Below are 15224 nucleotides of genomic sequence, written 5' to 3' on the forward strand. Positions count from 1 at the left end.
CTGGCGCACCGTTCCGGCTGGGGCTCCACGATCAGCGAGCCGGGAGCGGCGGCAGGCTCGGGCGGGGGCCACTGCACGCCCGGGATTTCGCCCGGCCGGGAGTTCCGCTTCCTCACGACACCCGCCCTCGAAGCGACAGCCGCACTCCGCCCTCCGACATCCGACGCATCTCGCTCACCAGAGTGTCCGGGCGGACGCTCACCACCAGCTCCTCGGGGATGTCCACCTGACCGCCCGCGAGGTGGACGAGACACGCGATTACCAAACGCGCCTCCCGCACCTCGGCCTCCAATTCCTCGATCCTTTCGGGTATCGGGCTGCTCACGATGCCTCCTGGCCGTAGTAGTAGGTGGTGCGGCCGTCCGCCCAAACCAGCATGGCGGACCCGTCCATCTGGTTCTTGTCGATTCTTCCGGCGGGCCGGTTGCCTTCGCCGTCCTCGCACTTGAGGTTGACGCAGCGCACCCGGCCGGACTCCTGGGCGACCCGTAGTGAGAACGTTTTGCAGTACAGGCAGGCAGGCGGCAGTCCCTTCGACACCCGGATCGGGATCCACTTCTCGGACTCACCGATGTCGCGCACCTGGCGGGCCTGCTCGATCCACCGGTCGAGCCGGTTGCGGGCGTCGCGCGCCATCTCGTCGTCAACGCCGTGGACCAGGCGCACAATGGAGTCGAGCGCCGCGGCCGTGTTGCCGTCCGATCCGCCCCGCTCCTCCCCCAAACGGCCGCTCACGTGGTGCCTAAGGTCGAGCTCGAGCTCCCGTACGCCCGCGTGGATGGTCATGAGCAGCGGGCCGGCCTCAGCGTGCCACGGTGCCGGCGACCCGGTGACTTTGTGGTGCTGCATGCTGCCCTTGGTGGCGTCGGCGACGGGCTCGGGTAGCAGCTCGTGCAGGCGGGGCAGGAGTTGCTTGAGCTCAGCGACGAGCAGATCGACCTCGGCGGCCGGGCCGGTGGCTTCTACCATGGGCGGTGGCCCCTTTCTCGGTGGGCCGGACCGGCGGGGTTGCCTGCGGGCTTGCCCGCCCCCGCCGGTCGCGAGCATGAGGGAGCGCCCCCACCGTGGCGGGGGCGCTCGGTGGGGGTTAGTTGAGGTGTTCGGTGTCGAGGAGCTGGCTCGCGATTGCGGACAGTGCTTCTGCCTGGTGGACGCAGTCGAGGGCGGCAGCTTCGCGCCAGCTCTCGCCGAGCATCCGGTAGGCCATGATCATGTCCATCGAGGTGAGCCAGCGGAGCGTCATGACGAACAGGGCGCCGCTGGTCCGCTGGCTGAGGGGCGCTTCGTCGATCAGGTCGAGCGCGAGCGCTGCTGCCTGGAGAATCGTCTCGGCGTCGTCCGCGTCGTCGGTGGGGATCAGGATCCCGACTCGGGCGAGGACTTTGCTCACGTGCATGAGCGTGTGGACGGCCCGGTGAATGAGCTGGTCGGCTCTTTCCTGGCGTTCGGGCGGAATTTCGGGGGTAATCATGGGGGCCTCCGTTTCTCGGTGGATTGGGGTTGCCTGCCCCGTTTCCATTCGATTTCAGAATACGCCGCATGACTGACAATTCCACTCCCCCGAACGCCATATATTTATCCTTTTCTAACCTAAATTCGCGGATCGCCCAAAAGGCGGAAGTCGTACAACTCTCCCCCGGCACTGCGACTCGCACTGAACTTCCTTCCCGGCAGCTCAGCGATGGGCAGGCCGGCCTCCGATGCGATCCGCTCTGCAGGTAGACAGATACGGTCGGCTTCTGTGAGCACGTGCGCCTCGGCTTCCTTATCGGCGGTCGCTTCTTTAACGAGGAGAACGGTCACGGTTTCTCGCTCCGTTTCGCTCACGGCTGTCCTTTCTGCGCTCATTGGCCGATTCCAGTTTCACGCCCTTTTCGGCATTTCCTAGAACGGAGACTCGCTGCTGATGGCCACGGGAGCGCCGATGGTGAGCGTCCGGCACCAGAGCTGGCCGGGCCGCCCGTGCACCTGCTCAGCGTCCTCGGGGCTGATCTGCCACAGAGCCTCGGTGCCGGGTGGCTCATCGGCGCTGGCCGTCACGGTCCACTCGGTGCGGGTGGGCAGCTCCGCCCACACCTCCTCGGCCTCGTGGTAGCCGCCCAGCTTGGCCATCATCTGCGGCACGGCCTCCTCGAGGAGGAGCGCCGCGGCCGCCTTGCCCTCGGCGCCAGCGCCGCCCGCGACGTAAGCGTCGTACGCGGCCGCGATCTCCTCCAGGGTCAGCGGCGGCTCCGGGTCGGGCTCCGTGGGCTCGCGGTCCCAGTCGCGGAGCTCGTCCGTGGTCCACTCGCGGCCGTTCTCGTCTTCGATGATCATCGGTCTTCCTTCGGGTCGAGGGCGGCGAGCAGCTCTTTGGCACGAGCGTGTGGGCATGGCCTGTAGTCCAGACTGTGGCCCTGGCACTGGTCGTGGTGGTCGTAGTGGCAGGGGCCGTCGTCGGCGAGCTCACGGACCAGCTCCCGCCATGCGTCTCTCTCGGCCTCGGCCGCCTGGCGGGCTTCGTGCGGGGTGAGCTTGCCGACGCGCTGCACGATGAGGGCGTACCGGTCCAGCGTCCCGGCCGGGCTGATCTCCATAGACACCGACGGCATCTTGACCTCGGTCTCGGTGTAGTTCGGGGCGTCGCCGAGCATGCCGACCGCGCAGCGCACCCAGACCGCGGCGATCTCCCGGGGCGGGATCAGGTCGAGGTTGACCGCTCCGTCCTTGACGCTGAGCCCCTTCAACAGAGTCCGGTCGGCGAGGGACTCTGCGTCCGCGTCGATGCGGCGCGCCAGCTCGGCGCGCAGTTGGTCGGCCTCGGCGCGGGCATGCTCGGCGCGCTCCTTCCAGTCGGTGTTCGTCCAGACGTGCGTCTCGTCGCGGCTGTCGCGGGCTGCATCCCGCTCAGCGCGAAGCCGAGCGGCGTCCTTCTGCCGGAGCTCCTCGGCCAGGTCGAACGCGGCGCGCACGCGCTCCAGCTCGTCATCGCGGGCAGCGAGCACCAGGCCAAGTGTGTGCTCCAGGTCAATCTCATCGAACGTGTTGGTCGAGGCGAGTGCTTCGGCCACTCGCTGGCGGTAGTCGTCGCTCACGGTGCTCCTATCCCTCGTAGTCTGGGCTGGCGTTGTCGATGACCCACAGCTCGTACTCCAGCTCGTCGTCGGGGATCACGTCGTCTCCGACGGGGTCGGCGCGGAGAGGCTGGCCACGTAGGGCAGGAACAGCGTCCGGTACGGCTCCCGTTGGGCGACCAGGAACCGCGCCTTAAAAGCCTCCAGGTCCTCGGGCGTGATCTCGGCCGCGAGCGTGATCAGCGCGGTGGGCCGGCCGCCGAACCAGGCCGCCGTGCCGCAGTCATTGCAGATGCCCTGACCGGGCGGTTCGCTGAGGTTCGTGATGTCGATGACGTTCTCGTGCGAGCACGCCAGGAACGCGGCAGGCAGTTGGGTGTCACACCCCGGGCAGAGCGCGGCGAGGACCTCCCCCGTCACGACCGACTCGACCGGCACCGCAGACGCGTGCGCGCACCTCACCGGCCCTCCTCCTGCTCAGCCTGGGCGAGCATGGCTCTCGCCCTGCGCCATCCGACGGTCGTCAGCAACACCACGACGCCGACGCCCTCCAGATACCAGGCCAGGGCCGGAACCCACTGGCCATCGCCCGCGAGCATCACGCCGACGCACATCTGGAAGTACGCGATGTCCGCAAGCAGACCCAGGAGAGTCATGGTCACGGCGACCCGGCGGCTCATCGGCGGCCTCGCGTCTTCACGCAGGCGGCCACCATGTTGGCGTGCCACCACAGCTCGCGGTGGTTGAGGAACGCGTGTGCCTGCTGCTCTGGCGTCATGGCATCGAGCGCGTCGGCGAGCTTCCGGGCGTTCATTCGCAGCACCTCGTGCTCGGCGTCGGCCATCAGCCAGCGCCATGCGCGGCGGATCATGCACCCTCCTTCGCCTTGCGGTTGGCGATCAGTACTGCGCGGACACAGGTCTTCTCGATGTCGCGGACGATGCCGCGTACGTACCGCTTCCCAGCGCGGGTGAGCGGCACGGTCGTCCGGACACCGGTGATCCCATCGAGGCCGGTCCACTCGTAGTCCTCGGAGTGGATCCGGATACTGACCTCAAGGTGGGCGGCCCGCCCTTCGTCGCAGAGCACCCGGTAGTCACGCCGGGCCCGCCGCCACTCCCCCAGCTCGCGCACGATCCGGCGGATCACCGGGACCTCCTGGCCCGGGCCCGTCGGCGCCGGTCGTACGCGGCCCGCATCGGCTTGAGCTGGGTGCGGACGACGGCGAGCACCGGGGCCAGCGCCTGACACTCGTTGGCCGTCACGTCGGTGCGCGCCTTCACTCGGTCCCCGACCCCCTGCGGCCCGGCGTTGATGATGGTCACGTCGTACGGCTCGCGCTGGGCGATCTCGCAGCGCTGAGAGAAGTCCAAGTGGTTATGGTCGCGGCGGCAGTAGCGGGCGCCGTTCTCGTCGGTGTCCCACTCGCGTACGCGGGCGAACAGGCGGCCGTCGTAGCGCAGGTCGATCCGGTAGACGTCGCGCGGGTCGATGCCGACGGCCTGCGCCCACGCGGCCACCTTGGGCTGCTGGCCGTCGAGGGTGCGGGCGTCCAGTACGGCGAGCAGTTCGCTCACTTGGCACCTCCGACGTACGTGATGGCGTAGCCGTAGGCGGCCAGGTCTTCGAGCACCGCTCTCGCCATGGCGTCGCGGGCTTGGAGCCGCACCCACGAGTTGTCTGTGCCGGAGGAGATGCGGGTGATCGCGTTGAAGGCGATGGCATGGACCCGGCGATCATGTTGGATCTCCTGGCCCAGCGTGCCCGCGATCTCCTGGAACCGCTGGTTCTCCTCTGGCGAGATGTTCCAGTCGCTCACTTGGGCACCTCGCAGCTTGGGCAGTAGTCGAAGGACCGGCGGCCGTGGAAGCCCGGCCGGGTGGTGGCGTGTCTCCAGCCGTCGATCCCAGCGGCGATACGGGCGCTCAGGGTGCTGTCCGAGGCCTCGCTGTAGTGCTCCCGCGTGCAGCCTTCGCGGTCGCAGGAGATGAAGTAGCGGGCCTCGGTCCGGACGCTCACGATGCCTCGACCTCGGGCTGCGTCGCCGCGGCGATGAACAGACGGATGGGCCACTCCCCCAGGAGCGTTTCGACGTCGTGCCGGCCACAGCCGTCGCAGCGGCGCAGGACCCGCGTTCCTCGCGTGCCGGCGAAGAGGTTGAGTGTCTCGTGCTGCACGTCGATGGGCCGCATGAAGCAGCGGTGCCAGATCCTCATACGTCGATCCCCTCTAGACCGTCGATCTTGGCGACGGCGATGATGAAGTCGCGCATGGCCTCAAGGAACTGGCGCCGCGGCGAGCCCTCAGGGTCGTCGGCCACCAGGTCACACAGGCGCTCGATGTCGACGAGCGCGATGTTCGTGGTGTAGGTGACGAGCACGGGGAAGGCGTGCACCAGGTAGTCGGCGTTGTGGTCCGCCTGCCGCCGGTCAGCCACGGTCCGCCCCCTTGGCGTCGGGGTGGTTGCGCACCAGGTCCTCTAGCGGAGACTTGCCTGCGCGTCGGGAGGCGGGGTCGGTCCCGGTAAAGATGGCCTCCAGTCGGTCGAACTCGCGTCCGACTTTGGCCACGCTGTCGTCCATCGCCTTGCGGGTCGCCTGGCCGAGCTTCTCCAGGCCGATCTCCACGGCCTTCTCGATGCGCTCGTCCACCTTGTACGGGATGCCGTCGAGCAGCTGCTCGATCGCGCGCCGCTCGGCCCGCATGTCCTTGAGCAGGCCGTGCGCCTCGCGAATCAGCTCCCGCATCTCCTCGGCCGGGCTCTGCTCAGGCATCGGTCCTCCCATCGATCGCGCCCATCCAGTTCGCAGCGGTAGCGGCCACGAGGGCGAGCGCCTGGCGGAGCTCGCCAGCGTCCTCGGTGGCCAGCGCTCCGTACACCGCTTCGAGCAGCGTGTGCGCCCAGGTGATCTCGCCCGCGAGGGCCGCCTTGGTGGCCGCGTCGTGGCTGTAGTCGACGTCCTCCTGCCACGCCTCGCGGTCGGTTCCGTCCTCGTGCTCGGGCCCGAGCCCCCACCGGTGCTCGTGTTGGCGCATGGCGCCTTGGACGTCGACCAGGACGCCCAGCGGTTCGGCGGCCGCCGGCTCCGGAGCAGGCTCTCCGAGGCGGTCGGCCAGGGCTCGGTGGGCGGCGGCCCAGATCTGCCACGGCGTGACCACGACGACGGGCTTGCCGTCGGCGACCGCGCCGAGCCGGACGAACTGCCGGATGCCAACGGGTTCGACGGGGATCAGCACGCCGACGCGCTTCAGGTCGGCAATCGGAGCCTGGGTGTAGTCGGTCCAGTCGCCAGCGGTCAGGTCGAGTTCGAGCTTCATGAGTGCCCCTTGGGGGTGATGACGAGGATCACGACGACCCCCAGCTGGTGACGATGACGCCCTCCAGGTCCGCTGGCCGCGCCATGATCCGGCCGACCGCCTCGGCGGGCACGAGCGCTTCCATGCTCGGCTCCCCGAGGCCGGCGACGATGTCGTTGGCGCAGCAGGCGCACACGTACCAGCGGCGCAGCACGCACGAGCCGTCCGGCTGCCGGGTGACGATCGACAGCACGGCGGTACCGGTCCCATGGCCGCTCATGAGCTGTGCTCCCGCCGGTCGATGGCCTCGATCCAGCAGAGAACGTGCGCGGCCACGATCACGAGCCGCTCACGCAGCACCACCAGGTCGTCCTCGGCGAAAGCCTTGGCCACCGCCTCGTTGAGCACGGCGACCCACGAGCCGCCGTCATCGCGGAACGACTCATACGCGGCCCGCATGGCGAGTCCCGCTGCCTCACGCAGCTCGGGTGTGCCGGTGCCGTCCGGCGGCGTCATACCGCCCATCCGCCGCCACTGGCGATCCCGCTCCCGGCCGACCTCCACGATGTAGGTCAGGCGCCGCCAGAGCACGGACACCTCATCTCGCGACAGGCCCGTCCCGAGGGCCTGCTGGGCGCGCTGCGCCAGGTATCCGGCGGAGCCCTCGGCGGCGTCGGATTCGATCGACCAGCCGAGGATGTAGCGCAGCACTGCCTGGATGGCGTTCGCCTCGCCGATCGTGGTCATGAGCCGTGCTCCATCCGGTCGAGCTCGGCGACCGGGGAGGCGGCCAGCGCCCGTACGGCCGCCTGCATGAGCGCCCACGTCGTCTGGGCCACGACCTCACGGCCGTCCTCCAGCTGGATGAGCAGAGCGAACACGGGGCGGCCCTTGGACGTGCCGTTCGGCAGCAGGCCGACACGCCTGACGGTGCCCAGGCCCGCGTCCCGGTCGGCGGGCACGGCGTCCCAGGGGTTGAGCTCCAGGTTGGGGCGGATGTCGAGGGGAGTCATGACGCTCCTTCGGTGCTCTTCGGCCAGCTGTAGTCCTGGTCGTCGACGTGGTCGCCGTCGTGGCCGAGCGTGCGAGTGCACTCGTCGGCATGCTCGGGGCCGCCCTGGTCGCCGCAGTCGGCGGTGATGCCGCGCTCGCGGAAGAGCGCGATGATCAGCGGGTCGTCCCGGAATTCCTCCAGCGACTCGCCCTCGGTGTCCCAGTCGCCGTCGCGGAGCTTGTCGATCAGCTGGCCGAGCAGGTTGCGCTTCAGGTCGTCGGACGCGCCCGCCTCGATCAGCGCGCGGGCGACCGGGTCGAAGATGTCGCCGGCGGATCCCCAGCCCATCAGGACTTCCCCGGCGTGACGTTGACGGCGCTGCCCGCTGGCACTGGAACGATCGTGACCTTGCCGTCCTTGATCGCCTGATAGAGGACATATCCGTTCGGCCCCAGCACGTCGACGAGCTCCTTAATGGACTGGATCTCAGTCTTGATCTGCTCGTTCTTGTTCTTCTGGGCGGCGTTCTGCTCGACCGCCTCCTGCGCCGCGGCCAACGCGTTCCGGACGTTCTGGGGCGGCTGCGGCTGCTGGAGCGTGAACCGGAACTGGGCGAAGAAGTCGGCGCCCGCCTGCTCGCGGATGAACTGTTGGGCCAGCGTCGCGACCTCGGTCTCCCACGCCTGCTTGACGGCGGGGTCGGCAAAGAGCTGCTTCCAGTCGTACTTCTTCGCGGCCGCGTCCATCGCCCGGTCGAGCGGCTGCTTGATGTAGACGCCGAGTAGGCGCGCCCACCCAGCATCGGTGTCGGCGGCGAACTTCTGGCCGACCTTCTCGTGGAACTGCTGCAGCGCCTTGCAGTCCTGGTTGAGGTAGAACGTCGCCACGCCGGCGACGGACATCTCCAGGTTGTCCTTGCTGACGACGGTGATGGGCTTGGACTCGGCGCCCGGGGCGTCGGAGAAGTCGAACGACCGCTGGTCGGCGGGGTAGACGGTGCCGGGGTCGTTGATGTCCTGCCAGGCCCGGTTTCCGGGGGTGACGCAGCCTTCGAGGGTCTTCTCGCCGGACCAGGAGTCGTAGTCGTAGTCCAGGCCGACCTGGTTGGTGTCCGTGGTGATGGAGCAGCCGGTGAGGGCCGCGGCCAGCAGGATCAGGGGGATGATGCGCTTCACTTCGAGATCTCTTTCTCGGGGTGGCTGAGATGGGTGCGGATCTGGTCCGCGAAGAGATCCGCGATCACGTGGGCGTCGCGGTGCTCGATCGCCTGCTTGTGCAGGTCAGACAGGAACGCTTCGTGCCTGTGGCGGGCCCGCCGGTCCTCGCGTGCGCGCCGGGCGCGGGTGAGGATCCACGCCACGGCGATGGCGGTCACGGCGAGCGCGACGGGCACGGTCAGAATGGCGAGCGCTCTCACGTGCTACTCCCCCTCGGGAGTGTTGGCCTGCAGGGCGGCCAGGCCGTCCGCGACGAGCTGTAGCTCGTGCTGCATCTCGCTGACAGTGAGCTTGCTGTTGCTGTTGACACGGGCGGCGTACTTCACCCAGTGGTCCAGGCCGGCGCGGAGGCGCGCCACCTCTACGGCGTGCAGGAGGCCAGCGGTGCGCTTCAGCGTTCCCTCGGTGAGCAGGACCTGGCCGTGCTCGTCGAGGGTGCCCTGGGCGGTCCGCTGAAGGAACAGAGCCCGCTGCGCCTCGCGGATGGCCCCCTCCTGATCCTTGTTCGGGATCTCGATGTGAGTGAGCCGCACCTTGACCGACGGGTCCTTGTCGGCATCCGGCGCGGGCTGGGTGCGCTCCACGTGCCGGAATTCCACGATGGCCATCAGGCTGCAGCCGGGCCGGTCGTACACGGGCCGGATGTGCGGCTCCAGAGCGCTCGCGGCGGACGCACCGACCTTGTTGTCGAACTTCAGGGACGTGGTCACAGGTCTCCTTCGATGGGCCAGAGCTTGATGACGGCGCCCGGCACATGCAGGGCGTCGGGGTGGATGTGGGGGTAGGTGACGATGGCCCGGCCATCGATCACCTGGCTGTCGTCGGCGTATGCGATTCCGGTCAGGGCGTCGCCGATGGCACGCGCGTAGTGGTCCCAGTCCGAGGTACCTCGACTGATCGGCCACTCAGTGCGGACAGACTTCGGCTTGACCACCGTGAGCACCGCTTCGAGGCGGACCGGGCCGAGGATCTGGGCGTGTTGCGTCCGGTAGTAGCCGCACTCCCGGCACGGCCCCTTCTTCTCGCCGCGCCACTCGTGCGCGTCGGTGTGGTCGATGGCGGCCTGGCGGACTTTGCCGCGCCAGGCGAGCAGCTCGTCGCCGTTGGCGTGCCGGAGCTTCCCGTGGCGGGTGCCCTTGAGGTTGCCCTGGCCGGCCGGGTCGCCGTACACGGTGAACTGGATGCGCGGGGCCGTCATACGCCGCCGCCCTCGGGATGTTCGAGAGCGGCGACGTCGATGCCGAACTCGGCCAGCATGCTGATCGCCGCGTCGGTCGCGATCGAGACCGCCCGCGCCACATCGACCTCAGCGTCCTTCTGAACCTCAGCTCTCAGGTGCTGCCCAATCCGCTCGTGCAGCAGTTGTTCAGGCGTGAGGTCGCCACCCGTTCGGCGAGCCCACTCAGGCGAGAGGCGTGGTGCCGCTGACTCGGGCCTCGGCGGCAGGTCCTCCCGCTTACCCTTCGTGATCAACAGGAGGGCCCAGGAGTCGCAGCCGATCAGGGTCCGCCAGAGAACCGGCCGATCCATCTCGGGTGAGTCCCACGCGCGCGCCAGCTTGGCCAGGCTGCGGATCGGGAGCTGCTGGCGCAGCCTGGCCAGGGTGAGCCCGTTCATGCGTGGCTCCAGGCGCTCGTGATGCTCCGGAACAGGCGTGGCGTGGTCGTGAAGTGCCACAACCCGACACACCGGTAAGCGCGGACGTGCCGGCTCGGGAAGGCGCTCCGGCCCGCCTTGCGGGCGGCGCGGCGGGACTCGTAGCGAGCCTTGCCGCACTTTGGGCAGCGGCCGACCGACAACAGCCACCACGGCAGGTCAAGCGCCATCGGGCGCCTCCGCCTCCGGCTCCGGCTCGACGGTCACGGGCTGCTGGCTGCGGTGCCACTGCCTGTGGTGGCGGGCGTCGTCCTCGGCCGCGGTCTTGACGACATGCAGAGGGCTCTCCCACGGTCCGCCGTCCGACCCAGCGGCGCAGCCGCGGGTCTGGCAGACAGCCTGGTGACGGCCCTCCACGGACTTGACCAGGACGGCGACGCGGGGCGCCATCACGAGCTCCTCTCAGGGTTGGATTCGGTGGTGCGGAACCGCTCGCTGGCGGCGGCGCAGCGGGCCAGGGCCTCGGCCACCTCGGGCCGGTCGGTGAGCCTGCTCACGGCCTCAGCGGGAGACGATGCGGGCGGCGGCTGCAGGGCCTCGACGACCCGCCAGCCGTGCCCGCGGACGATGTGGACGATTTCCACGGCGCCGATGGTCGGATCGGCCACGCCGTGGTCAGCGAGCCAGCGTGCGATCACCGACTGCAGGCGGCTGGCGTCGCTGGCGTACGGGTCGCTCATCGCCCACCTCGCGTCGGCAGGAGCAGGGCGTCGACGCCGTGCCGGTTGACGCGGCGGCGCTCGACGGCCGCCAGGTCGACCAGGCCCTCGCGGCGGATCAGGACTCGCGCCCACTCCTGCAGGGCCAGGCCCCACGCGGCGCGTGCCTTCTCGCAATCCGGGCTACCCGGGTTTCGGCGCGTGCCGTCGTACGCCCTGGCGGCGCTGTCGAGCGTGGCGCGGGCTCCCGTGAGCTCGGCGGCGGCTTCGTCGAGCTGGGCCTGTGCGTCGCGGACGGGGTTGGCGTTCATGGATCACCTGCCAGGCGGTCGGCCGCGCATCCGCGGCATGGCTGTTCGAGGTGGTGGGTTGGGCATTTCTCCGCCGGGCCGGCCGCGGGCAGGAAGTCGCGCGGCCGTTCTCGGATGGCCGTGGCCACGTAGTTGCGGCGCTTGTCGGCCTTCACCGAGCGGCCGCCGAGGATCTGCTGGCGCACCTGGGCGGCGTGGTTCTGCGAGACGGTTCGCCCGGTGAGTTCGGTGAGCAGCTCGGTGATCGTCTGATCGATCTTCAAGTCGTCGTCTGTCGGCGTCGCCCGCGCGTCCACTACGGACAGAGACGACGACTGAGTTACCTCCCTTGGATCAAAGCCCAAAGGGCTTTGATCCTTCGGATCGGGACGGGACGGGACGGGGGGAATCGCTCGCGATTCAGATGACCGATCGGAGTACCGATCGGATGAGCGATGCTCCCCCTGGCAGTACGGGCAATCAGGGTCAGCGATCCCACGCGCCTCATGCCAGCGACGATGGTTGCCGATCCGTCCACCCGATGACTTCTTCCTCCGCTCCGTCACGACTTCGGTCTTCTTCAGGTTCCGGACTGTGCCGTCGCCGTCGGCCTCCCATTCGTGGAACTGGTATCCGCCCTTCGTTCGCCTCCACAGCCCCGCGCGCACGAGCTCCTTCGCCAACTCGATCTGACCGCGTGACAGTGACGGGATCTGGTGATCTGGAACGAAGCCATCGGTGAGATGCTTCGCCGACCACGAGCCAGCCACCGCCCACAGCCCGACCGCAGAGAGCGACGCCGCTGTTTGCTTGGGGTGAGAATTGAACGAGTCGTCTACCTTGAACCACGTCACCAGGCGGAGTCCGTCTCTCGTGACCCCATGTCGGGGTCGAGCGAGTCCATGGGTGCTGTTCCTCCTCCTTCTCCTTCTCGCGAGCCGGATCGTCACGTCGCCACGCCCGCCCTTCGGGCCTCGCGGGTTCGGGCCGAGGTCTGCCGGTGCTGGTTGGCGTCGTACGCCAGGTGGCACCTCTGGCACGCAGCGAAGAGGTTCTCGTCGCGACAGTCTTCGGGCGCGTGGTTGCGGTGCGCCGTGGTGAGCACGACCTTCGACCCGGTCACCGGGTGTGGCTCGAGGTGTCGGGCTTCGCATCGGATGCCGTGCTCGTGGCCGCACTCGCCGACGCACTCGCACCGGCCGCCGGCCCGCTCGAACCTGATGCGTAGGCTGATCTGCGGCCAGTCGGCCGGGTAGCGCAGCTTCTCTTCGGGCCGAATGGGCATCACGCCACCGCCTTCAGCGCGCGGCGCTCTCGCGAGGTGAGGCCGCCGCGGATGCCGTACTCGTCGCCGCGGGCGAGCGCGTCGTCGAGGCACTCCTGACGCACGAGGCAGTTGCGGCACCATCGCTTGGTTCGTTTCGTTGCGGGGTCGTCCTCGGCCTCACGGATCGGGTGCCAGTCGTCGGGGTCGGCGGAACCCTCTGCGACGAGCTGCGTGCAGAGAGCGCGGGCGCTCCAGTGCTCGCCGCGGGGCGTGTCGAGGCCGTGGTCGCTGCGTCGCATGGCGTCCCTCCTACGTGGTCGGCCTCGGCCAGCGGGGTCTGGGCCGGCCGAGGCCGCGGTCCGTCGCAGCTGCCTCGCTGTGGCGGAGGTCCCGGGCCTGACCGGTCGCGCACCAGTCAGGCCCGGGCTGATTGCCCGTCGCGGCCCCCGAGCCGCTACGGACGCACGGATCCAGGCCCGGCCGCGACCCCCCAGCGTTGGCCGGGCCTGGACGTTGTGAGCCCACCTCGCCCCCGCCCCCCAGCGGGGGCGAGGTGGGCGGCTGGACGGCGCGGCCACGCCGTCCAGCGGGTGTCCGGCAGCGGCTACCACCCCGCCGCCGGACAGGGCCCGCACGACCGGCTCCGCCAGAAGCGGTCGGCGGGGGTCGCCGCGGCCGGAGCTGAGCTCTACGGCGGCGGCGAGTCTGGTGGTCATTGTTCGGCCTCCGCTGCGTCGAGCGTGCGGCGGACGGCGATGGCGCTCTTGCTGCCGCCGCTGATATCGCCTCGCTCGACGGCGACGACGGCGGTACGGCTGATGCCGGCTCGCCGGGCGACGGTCTGCTGGGTGAGGTTCAGGCGCTGGCGCCGTTCGGCGAGGCGAACGCCGGGCTCCGGCAGGGGCAGGCCTTCGCCGCTGATACGGACAGATGCAACGGACAGGGCGCGGAGTGGCGTCTCGATGTCGAGCTCGTCGCAGACCCACCGCTCGACGAGGCCGATGGCCTTCTCGATCGCGGGCTCCGTGCGGAGCTCGAAGACGAATGTGAGTCGAGTGCCGCTCACGAGGCACCTCCGGTGGCGACCCAGACGGCGGCCATGACGAGCAGGCCGAGGGCGCCGAGCAGCGCAGTGGCGTGGCCGGGGCCGGTGGCGTCCATGAGTCGTCCTACGCGGGCCAGGAGGGCTCTCACCGCCGCCTCCAGGGGATGAGCGTGGCCAGCACGCTGGCGCGGCGGGTGGGCGGCTGGGTAGCGCGTACGAGCGCCTCCATGTCCTCATCTGCGATCGGCCCGGTGATGGCCGCGACAGGCTGGGGCGTCTGCTCCAGCTCGTGGGCGAGGGCGTACAGCTCCCGGAAGATGTAGGTCGGCCGCTGGCCAGCGAGCACGCGGAGACGGTCGGCGATCTGGGCATGCGTCATGACGCCCTCCCCAGGGCAGTGAGCTGCTCGATCTGCTCCCAGCAGGGCGAGCACACGTAGACGATGCCGCAGGCGCTGCGCGCGGTGGCGTCATGGCTGTCGCAACCGGCGAGCTCGCAGAGACGACCGGTGATCATGGCGTGGCCTTGGCGTAGCCAGCGGCCAGGACCTCGCGGGCGATCGCATTGGCGGCCGATCCCAACACCCGGCCCTTGCCGATCACGTCGGCGAGCTGCTTGACCTGCTCAGGGGTGGGCTCGGCCTCGGCCACGTCGGCGGAGGCGGCCAGGCAGGCGGCGAACCCCCGCGCCACGCCGGGGGTGGTCGTGCCGACCGCGTGAATCGCTGCGGGGTTGACGCGGTCGCCGTCGATCCAGCCGTGCGCGCGCAGGTCCTCGGCGGATGGCCTGGGCAGCAGGATGGGCGGCTCCTGCCCGGCAGCCTCGTACAGCTTGCGCACGAGGCCAGGCAGGTCCTCCGGGGTCACGTAGGCCCCGTTGCAGCCCTCTACGAACGCGGTGTTCGGGCGGTACTCGGACGACACGATCGAGAGCGCCTGGCCCTCGTCGTCCTCGTGTTCGTGCTCGACAGGGACGGGCACACCGGCAGCCTTGCGAAGCTCCGCGAAGATCTTCGGCAGGTCGACGGCGGGCACGAAGGCGCCCTCTGTGATCAAGAACACCTCATCCTGGCGGATGTTGCTGCGCTCAATCAGCAGGTCTTCACCAGCGCGGTCGGTGTAGGTGAAGCGCTCGTTCATCTCCCCTCCCGGGGCAGGATGCGGATGGTGGCGGTCGGCCCAATGGCCATCTCCCAGTCGCCGCTGAACGCCGTACGGGCGCCCTCGCCGAGCAGGCCGGAGAGGCTGCCGACGTACGGCTCGAACCGGTGGATCCGGTACAGGCGGCCGAGGTACACGATCACGTCACCGTCGACCAGCTCCTGACCGGCGACCGGCACGCCCCAGGCGGGATCCTGGTGGCCGGGCAGATAGGGCGGGTACGGCCGCGTGTACGGCGGTGGAATGGGCGTGGCGCCCTTCGGCTGACGACGTTGCCGGTGGGCGGCGGCGGACTCCTCGGCGGTGAAACCGCCGCCGTACCATTTCTGCTGAGCGTCGCTGGCGAACCGTCCGGGCGTGGCACTGCTCATCGCGGATCACCTCCGCGCAAAATCCGCATGTACTCACGGCGCGGCCAGAGCTCGTCGGCGTACGGCCTGAGCTTGCGCAGGTCCCGCCAGCCCCGGACGCGGGCCCGGACCTTGCGGAGCCCCCGGCCGACGGCCTTGAGCAGCGCGAGGCCGATCATGCCCAGCACAGTGCAGATGAGGATGGCGCCAAGGACGCGGCCGATGTCAGCCATCGG

At 69.6% G+C, this 15224-nt stretch carries 39 protein-coding genes; all 39 read right to left on the reverse strand.

Going from position 1 to position 15224, the window contains the following annotated elements:
• Positions 1-112: 112 nt before the first annotated feature.
• The gene (locus AB0J16_RS33825; protein WP_358546935.1) at positions 113-325 is read right to left on the reverse strand and encodes a hypothetical protein; all 213 of its coding nucleotides are present in this window, start codon (positions 323-325) and stop codon (positions 113-115) included.
• On the reverse strand, positions 322-969 hold the full coding sequence (locus AB0J16_RS33830) for a hypothetical protein (RefSeq protein ID WP_358546938.1): 648 nt from the start codon (positions 967-969) through the stop codon (positions 322-324). The genes AB0J16_RS33825 and AB0J16_RS33830 overlap by 4 nt, the downstream gene beginning before the upstream one ends.
• A 118-nt stretch (positions 970-1087) precedes the next feature.
• Complete coding sequence (locus tag AB0J16_RS33835) at positions 1088-1471, reverse strand: hypothetical protein (protein WP_358546940.1); 384 nt, start codon at positions 1469-1471, stop codon at positions 1088-1090.
• 119 nt (positions 1472-1590) lie between these two features.
• Positions 1591-1827, reverse strand: coding sequence for a hypothetical protein (locus AB0J16_RS33840; RefSeq protein ID WP_358546943.1), 237 nt, complete (start codon positions 1825-1827; stop codon positions 1591-1593).
• Positions 1828-1884: 57 nt separating this feature from the next.
• Complete coding sequence (locus tag AB0J16_RS33845) at positions 1885-2316, reverse strand: hypothetical protein (RefSeq protein ID WP_358546945.1); 432 nt, start codon at positions 2314-2316, stop codon at positions 1885-1887.
• Positions 2313-3074, reverse strand: coding sequence for a hypothetical protein (locus tag AB0J16_RS33850; RefSeq protein WP_358546948.1), 762 nt, complete (start codon positions 3072-3074; stop codon positions 2313-2315). The genes AB0J16_RS33845 and AB0J16_RS33850 overlap by 4 nt, the downstream gene beginning before the upstream one ends.
• A gap of 75 nt (positions 3075-3149) precedes the next feature.
• Positions 3150-3515, reverse strand: a complete 366-nt coding sequence (locus tag AB0J16_RS33855; RefSeq protein ID WP_358546951.1) for a hypothetical protein — start codon at positions 3513-3515, stop codon at positions 3150-3152.
• On the reverse strand, positions 3512-3715 hold the full coding sequence (locus AB0J16_RS33860) for a hypothetical protein (protein ID WP_358546953.1): 204 nt from the start codon (positions 3713-3715) through the stop codon (positions 3512-3514). The genes AB0J16_RS33855 and AB0J16_RS33860 overlap by 4 nt, the downstream gene beginning before the upstream one ends.
• A gap of 14 nt (positions 3716-3729) precedes the next feature.
• Entirely contained in the window at positions 3730-3924 is a 195-nt protein-coding gene (locus AB0J16_RS33865; protein ID WP_358546956.1) for a hypothetical protein, read from the reverse strand.
• Positions 3921-4202 carry a hypothetical protein gene (locus tag AB0J16_RS33870; RefSeq protein WP_358546958.1) on the reverse strand — a complete coding sequence of 94 codons (282 nt, stop codon included), beginning with the start codon at positions 4200-4202 and terminating at the stop codon, positions 3921-3923. Before AB0J16_RS33870 ends, AB0J16_RS33865 begins: the two co-directional genes overlap by 4 nt.
• Positions 4199-4630: a hypothetical protein gene (locus AB0J16_RS33875; RefSeq protein ID WP_358546961.1), complete on the reverse strand. Its 432-nt coding sequence runs from the start codon at positions 4628-4630 to the stop codon at positions 4199-4201. Before AB0J16_RS33875 ends, AB0J16_RS33870 begins: the two co-directional genes overlap by 4 nt.
• Complete coding sequence (locus AB0J16_RS33880; RefSeq protein ID WP_358546962.1) at positions 4627-4872, reverse strand: hypothetical protein; 246 nt, start codon at positions 4870-4872, stop codon at positions 4627-4629. The genes AB0J16_RS33875 and AB0J16_RS33880 overlap by 4 nt, the downstream gene beginning before the upstream one ends.
• The gene (locus AB0J16_RS33885) at positions 4869-5072 is read right to left on the reverse strand and encodes a hypothetical protein (protein ID WP_358546965.1); all 204 of its coding nucleotides are present in this window, start codon (positions 5070-5072) and stop codon (positions 4869-4871) included. Before AB0J16_RS33885 ends, AB0J16_RS33880 begins: the two co-directional genes overlap by 4 nt.
• Positions 5069-5269 carry a hypothetical protein gene (locus AB0J16_RS33890; protein ID WP_358546968.1) on the reverse strand — a complete coding sequence of 67 codons (201 nt, stop codon included), beginning with the start codon at positions 5267-5269 and terminating at the stop codon, positions 5069-5071. Before AB0J16_RS33890 ends, AB0J16_RS33885 begins: the two co-directional genes overlap by 4 nt.
• Positions 5266-5490, reverse strand: a complete 225-nt coding sequence (locus AB0J16_RS33895; RefSeq protein WP_358546971.1) for a hypothetical protein — start codon at positions 5488-5490, stop codon at positions 5266-5268. Before AB0J16_RS33895 ends, AB0J16_RS33890 begins: the two co-directional genes overlap by 4 nt.
• Positions 5483-5827: a hypothetical protein gene (locus AB0J16_RS33900; RefSeq protein WP_358546973.1), complete on the reverse strand. Its 345-nt coding sequence runs from the start codon at positions 5825-5827 to the stop codon at positions 5483-5485. The genes AB0J16_RS33895 and AB0J16_RS33900 overlap by 8 nt, the downstream gene beginning before the upstream one ends.
• Complete coding sequence (locus AB0J16_RS33905; protein ID WP_358546974.1) at positions 5820-6371, reverse strand: hypothetical protein; 552 nt, start codon at positions 6369-6371, stop codon at positions 5820-5822. Before AB0J16_RS33905 ends, AB0J16_RS33900 begins: the two co-directional genes overlap by 8 nt.
• A gap of 28 nt (positions 6372-6399) precedes the next feature.
• Entirely contained in the window at positions 6400-6630 is a 231-nt protein-coding gene (locus AB0J16_RS33910) for a hypothetical protein (RefSeq protein WP_358546976.1), read from the reverse strand.
• On the reverse strand, positions 6627-7097 hold the full coding sequence (locus AB0J16_RS33915) for a hypothetical protein (RefSeq protein WP_358546978.1): 471 nt from the start codon (positions 7095-7097) through the stop codon (positions 6627-6629). Before AB0J16_RS33915 ends, AB0J16_RS33910 begins: the two co-directional genes overlap by 4 nt.
• The gene (locus tag AB0J16_RS33920) at positions 7094-7363 is read right to left on the reverse strand and encodes a hypothetical protein (protein ID WP_358546981.1); all 270 of its coding nucleotides are present in this window, start codon (positions 7361-7363) and stop codon (positions 7094-7096) included. The genes AB0J16_RS33915 and AB0J16_RS33920 overlap by 4 nt, the downstream gene beginning before the upstream one ends.
• Positions 7360-7692, reverse strand: coding sequence for a hypothetical protein (locus tag AB0J16_RS33925; protein ID WP_358546983.1), 333 nt, complete (start codon positions 7690-7692; stop codon positions 7360-7362). The genes AB0J16_RS33920 and AB0J16_RS33925 overlap by 4 nt, the downstream gene beginning before the upstream one ends.
• Complete coding sequence (locus AB0J16_RS33930; protein ID WP_358546985.1) at positions 7692-8519, reverse strand: SPFH domain-containing protein; 828 nt, start codon at positions 8517-8519, stop codon at positions 7692-7694. Before AB0J16_RS33930 ends, AB0J16_RS33925 begins: the two co-directional genes overlap by 1 nt.
• Entirely contained in the window at positions 8516-8761 is a 246-nt protein-coding gene (locus tag AB0J16_RS33935) for a hypothetical protein (RefSeq protein ID WP_358546988.1), read from the reverse strand. The genes AB0J16_RS33930 and AB0J16_RS33935 overlap by 4 nt, the downstream gene beginning before the upstream one ends.
• A 3-nt stretch (positions 8762-8764) precedes the next feature.
• Positions 8765-9271 carry a hypothetical protein gene (locus AB0J16_RS33940; protein ID WP_358546991.1) on the reverse strand — a complete coding sequence of 169 codons (507 nt, stop codon included), beginning with the start codon at positions 9269-9271 and terminating at the stop codon, positions 8765-8767.
• A complete protein-coding gene (locus AB0J16_RS33945; protein WP_358546993.1) occupies positions 9268-9759 on the reverse strand; it encodes a RusA family crossover junction endodeoxyribonuclease in 492 nt (163 codons plus the stop codon). Before AB0J16_RS33945 ends, AB0J16_RS33940 begins: the two co-directional genes overlap by 4 nt.
• Entirely contained in the window at positions 9756-10178 is a 423-nt protein-coding gene (locus AB0J16_RS33950) for a hypothetical protein (RefSeq protein ID WP_358546996.1), read from the reverse strand. The genes AB0J16_RS33945 and AB0J16_RS33950 overlap by 4 nt, the downstream gene beginning before the upstream one ends.
• Before the next feature lie 198 nt (positions 10179-10376).
• Positions 10377-10607: a hypothetical protein gene (locus tag AB0J16_RS33955; RefSeq protein ID WP_358546998.1), complete on the reverse strand. Its 231-nt coding sequence runs from the start codon at positions 10605-10607 to the stop codon at positions 10377-10379.
• Complete coding sequence (locus tag AB0J16_RS33960) at positions 10607-10897, reverse strand: hypothetical protein (RefSeq protein ID WP_358547001.1); 291 nt, start codon at positions 10895-10897, stop codon at positions 10607-10609. The genes AB0J16_RS33955 and AB0J16_RS33960 overlap by 1 nt, the downstream gene beginning before the upstream one ends.
• The gene (locus AB0J16_RS33965) at positions 10894-11187 is read right to left on the reverse strand and encodes a hypothetical protein (RefSeq protein WP_358547004.1); all 294 of its coding nucleotides are present in this window, start codon (positions 11185-11187) and stop codon (positions 10894-10896) included. Before AB0J16_RS33965 ends, AB0J16_RS33960 begins: the two co-directional genes overlap by 4 nt.
• Positions 11184-12020 carry a hypothetical protein gene (locus AB0J16_RS33970; RefSeq protein ID WP_358547007.1) on the reverse strand — a complete coding sequence of 279 codons (837 nt, stop codon included), beginning with the start codon at positions 12018-12020 and terminating at the stop codon, positions 11184-11186. Before AB0J16_RS33970 ends, AB0J16_RS33965 begins: the two co-directional genes overlap by 4 nt.
• A 92-nt stretch (positions 12021-12112) precedes the next feature.
• Positions 12113-12454 carry a hypothetical protein gene (locus AB0J16_RS33975; RefSeq protein WP_358547010.1) on the reverse strand — a complete coding sequence of 114 codons (342 nt, stop codon included), beginning with the start codon at positions 12452-12454 and terminating at the stop codon, positions 12113-12115.
• Positions 12451-12732: a WhiB family transcriptional regulator gene (locus AB0J16_RS33980; protein WP_358547012.1), complete on the reverse strand. Its 282-nt coding sequence runs from the start codon at positions 12730-12732 to the stop codon at positions 12451-12453. The genes AB0J16_RS33975 and AB0J16_RS33980 overlap by 4 nt, the downstream gene beginning before the upstream one ends.
• 413 nt (positions 12733-13145) lie before the next feature.
• On the reverse strand, positions 13146-13499 hold the full coding sequence (locus AB0J16_RS33985) for a helix-turn-helix domain-containing protein (RefSeq protein ID WP_358547015.1): 354 nt from the start codon (positions 13497-13499) through the stop codon (positions 13146-13148).
• The gene (locus AB0J16_RS33990; protein ID WP_358547018.1) at positions 13496-13627 is read right to left on the reverse strand and encodes a hypothetical protein; all 132 of its coding nucleotides are present in this window, start codon (positions 13625-13627) and stop codon (positions 13496-13498) included. The genes AB0J16_RS33985 and AB0J16_RS33990 overlap by 4 nt, the downstream gene beginning before the upstream one ends.
• A complete protein-coding gene (locus AB0J16_RS33995) occupies positions 13624-13857 on the reverse strand; it encodes a hypothetical protein (RefSeq protein ID WP_358547021.1) in 234 nt (77 codons plus the stop codon). The genes AB0J16_RS33990 and AB0J16_RS33995 overlap by 4 nt, the downstream gene beginning before the upstream one ends.
• Complete coding sequence (locus AB0J16_RS34000) at positions 13854-13994, reverse strand: hypothetical protein (protein ID WP_358547024.1); 141 nt, start codon at positions 13992-13994, stop codon at positions 13854-13856. The genes AB0J16_RS33995 and AB0J16_RS34000 overlap by 4 nt, the downstream gene beginning before the upstream one ends.
• A complete protein-coding gene (locus AB0J16_RS34005) occupies positions 13991-14617 on the reverse strand; it encodes a hypothetical protein (RefSeq protein ID WP_358547027.1) in 627 nt (208 codons plus the stop codon). Before AB0J16_RS34005 ends, AB0J16_RS34000 begins: the two co-directional genes overlap by 4 nt.
• Complete coding sequence (locus AB0J16_RS34010) at positions 14614-15009, reverse strand: hypothetical protein (protein ID WP_358547030.1); 396 nt, start codon at positions 15007-15009, stop codon at positions 14614-14616. The genes AB0J16_RS34005 and AB0J16_RS34010 overlap by 4 nt, the downstream gene beginning before the upstream one ends.
• A complete protein-coding gene (locus tag AB0J16_RS34015; RefSeq protein ID WP_358547033.1) occupies positions 15006-15221 on the reverse strand; it encodes a hypothetical protein in 216 nt (71 codons plus the stop codon). Before AB0J16_RS34015 ends, AB0J16_RS34010 begins: the two co-directional genes overlap by 4 nt.
• Positions 15222-15224: the final 3 nt, after the last annotated feature.

Source organism: Nonomuraea sp. NPDC049750, from assembly GCF_040659625.1.
Lineage (GTDB): Bacteria > Actinomycetota > Actinomycetes > Streptosporangiales > Streptosporangiaceae > Nonomuraea.

What these genes read in the sequence shown, in the direction of transcription:
- AB0J16_RS33830 (WP_358546938.1), bottom strand. Translation starts at nt 969, where the DNA reads ATGGTAGAAGCCACCGGCCCGGCCGCCGAGGTCGATCTGCTCGTCGCT.
- AB0J16_RS33835 (WP_358546940.1), bottom strand. Translation starts at nt 1,471, where the DNA reads ATGATTACCCCCGAAATTCCGCCCGAACGCCAGGAAAGAGCCGACCAG.
- AB0J16_RS33845 (WP_358546945.1), bottom strand. Translation starts at nt 2,316, where the DNA reads ATGATCATCGAAGACGAGAACGGCCGCGAGTGGACCACGGACGAGCTC.
- AB0J16_RS33865 (WP_358546956.1), bottom strand. Translation starts at nt 3,924, where the DNA reads ATGATCCGCCGCGCATGGCGCTGGCTGATGGCCGACGCCGAGCACGAG.
- AB0J16_RS33890 (WP_358546968.1), bottom strand. Translation starts at nt 5,269, where the DNA reads ATGAGGATCTGGCACCGCTGCTTCATGCGGCCCATCGACGTGCAGCAC.
- AB0J16_RS33900 (WP_358546973.1), bottom strand. Translation starts at nt 5,827, where the DNA reads ATGCCTGAGCAGAGCCCGGCCGAGGAGATGCGGGAGCTGATTCGCGAG.
- AB0J16_RS33905 (WP_358546974.1), bottom strand. Translation starts at nt 6,371, where the DNA reads ATGAAGCTCGAACTCGACCTGACCGCTGGCGACTGGACCGACTACACC.
- AB0J16_RS33910 (WP_358546976.1), bottom strand. Translation starts at nt 6,630, where the DNA reads ATGAGCGGCCATGGGACCGGTACCGCCGTGCTGTCGATCGTCACCCGG.
- AB0J16_RS33915 (WP_358546978.1), bottom strand. Translation starts at nt 7,097, where the DNA reads ATGACCACGATCGGCGAGGCGAACGCCATCCAGGCAGTGCTGCGCTAC.
- AB0J16_RS33920 (WP_358546981.1), bottom strand. Translation starts at nt 7,363, where the DNA reads ATGACTCCCCTCGACATCCGCCCCAACCTGGAGCTCAACCCCTGGGAC.
- AB0J16_RS33925 (WP_358546983.1), bottom strand. Translation starts at nt 7,692, where the DNA reads ATGGGCTGGGGATCCGCCGGCGACATCTTCGACCCGGTCGCCCGCGCG.
- AB0J16_RS33945 (WP_358546993.1), bottom strand. Translation starts at nt 9,759, where the DNA reads ATGACGGCCCCGCGCATCCAGTTCACCGTGTACGGCGACCCGGCCGGC.
- AB0J16_RS33950 (WP_358546996.1), bottom strand. Translation starts at nt 10,178, where the DNA reads ATGAACGGGCTCACCCTGGCCAGGCTGCGCCAGCAGCTCCCGATCCGC.
- AB0J16_RS33955 (WP_358546998.1), bottom strand. Translation starts at nt 10,607, where the DNA reads ATGGCGCCCCGCGTCGCCGTCCTGGTCAAGTCCGTGGAGGGCCGTCAC.
- AB0J16_RS33960 (WP_358547001.1), bottom strand. Translation starts at nt 10,897, where the DNA reads ATGAGCGACCCGTACGCCAGCGACGCCAGCCGCCTGCAGTCGGTGATC.
- AB0J16_RS33965 (WP_358547004.1), bottom strand. Translation starts at nt 11,187, where the DNA reads ATGAACGCCAACCCCGTCCGCGACGCACAGGCCCAGCTCGACGAAGCC.
- AB0J16_RS33980 (WP_358547012.1), bottom strand. Translation starts at nt 12,732, where the DNA reads ATGCGACGCAGCGACCACGGCCTCGACACGCCCCGCGGCGAGCACTGG.
- AB0J16_RS33995 (WP_358547021.1), bottom strand. Translation starts at nt 13,857, where the DNA reads ATGACGCATGCCCAGATCGCCGACCGTCTCCGCGTGCTCGCTGGCCAG.
- AB0J16_RS34000 (WP_358547024.1), bottom strand. Translation starts at nt 13,994, where the DNA reads ATGATCACCGGTCGTCTCTGCGAGCTCGCCGGTTGCGACAGCCATGAC.
- AB0J16_RS34005 (WP_358547027.1), bottom strand. Translation starts at nt 14,617, where the DNA reads ATGAACGAGCGCTTCACCTACACCGACCGCGCTGGTGAAGACCTGCTG.
- AB0J16_RS34010 (WP_358547030.1), bottom strand. Translation starts at nt 15,009, where the DNA reads ATGAGCAGTGCCACGCCCGGACGGTTCGCCAGCGACGCTCAGCAGAAA.
- AB0J16_RS34015 (WP_358547033.1), bottom strand. Translation starts at nt 15,221, where the DNA reads ATGGCTGACATCGGCCGCGTCCTTGGCGCCATCCTCATCTGCACTGTG.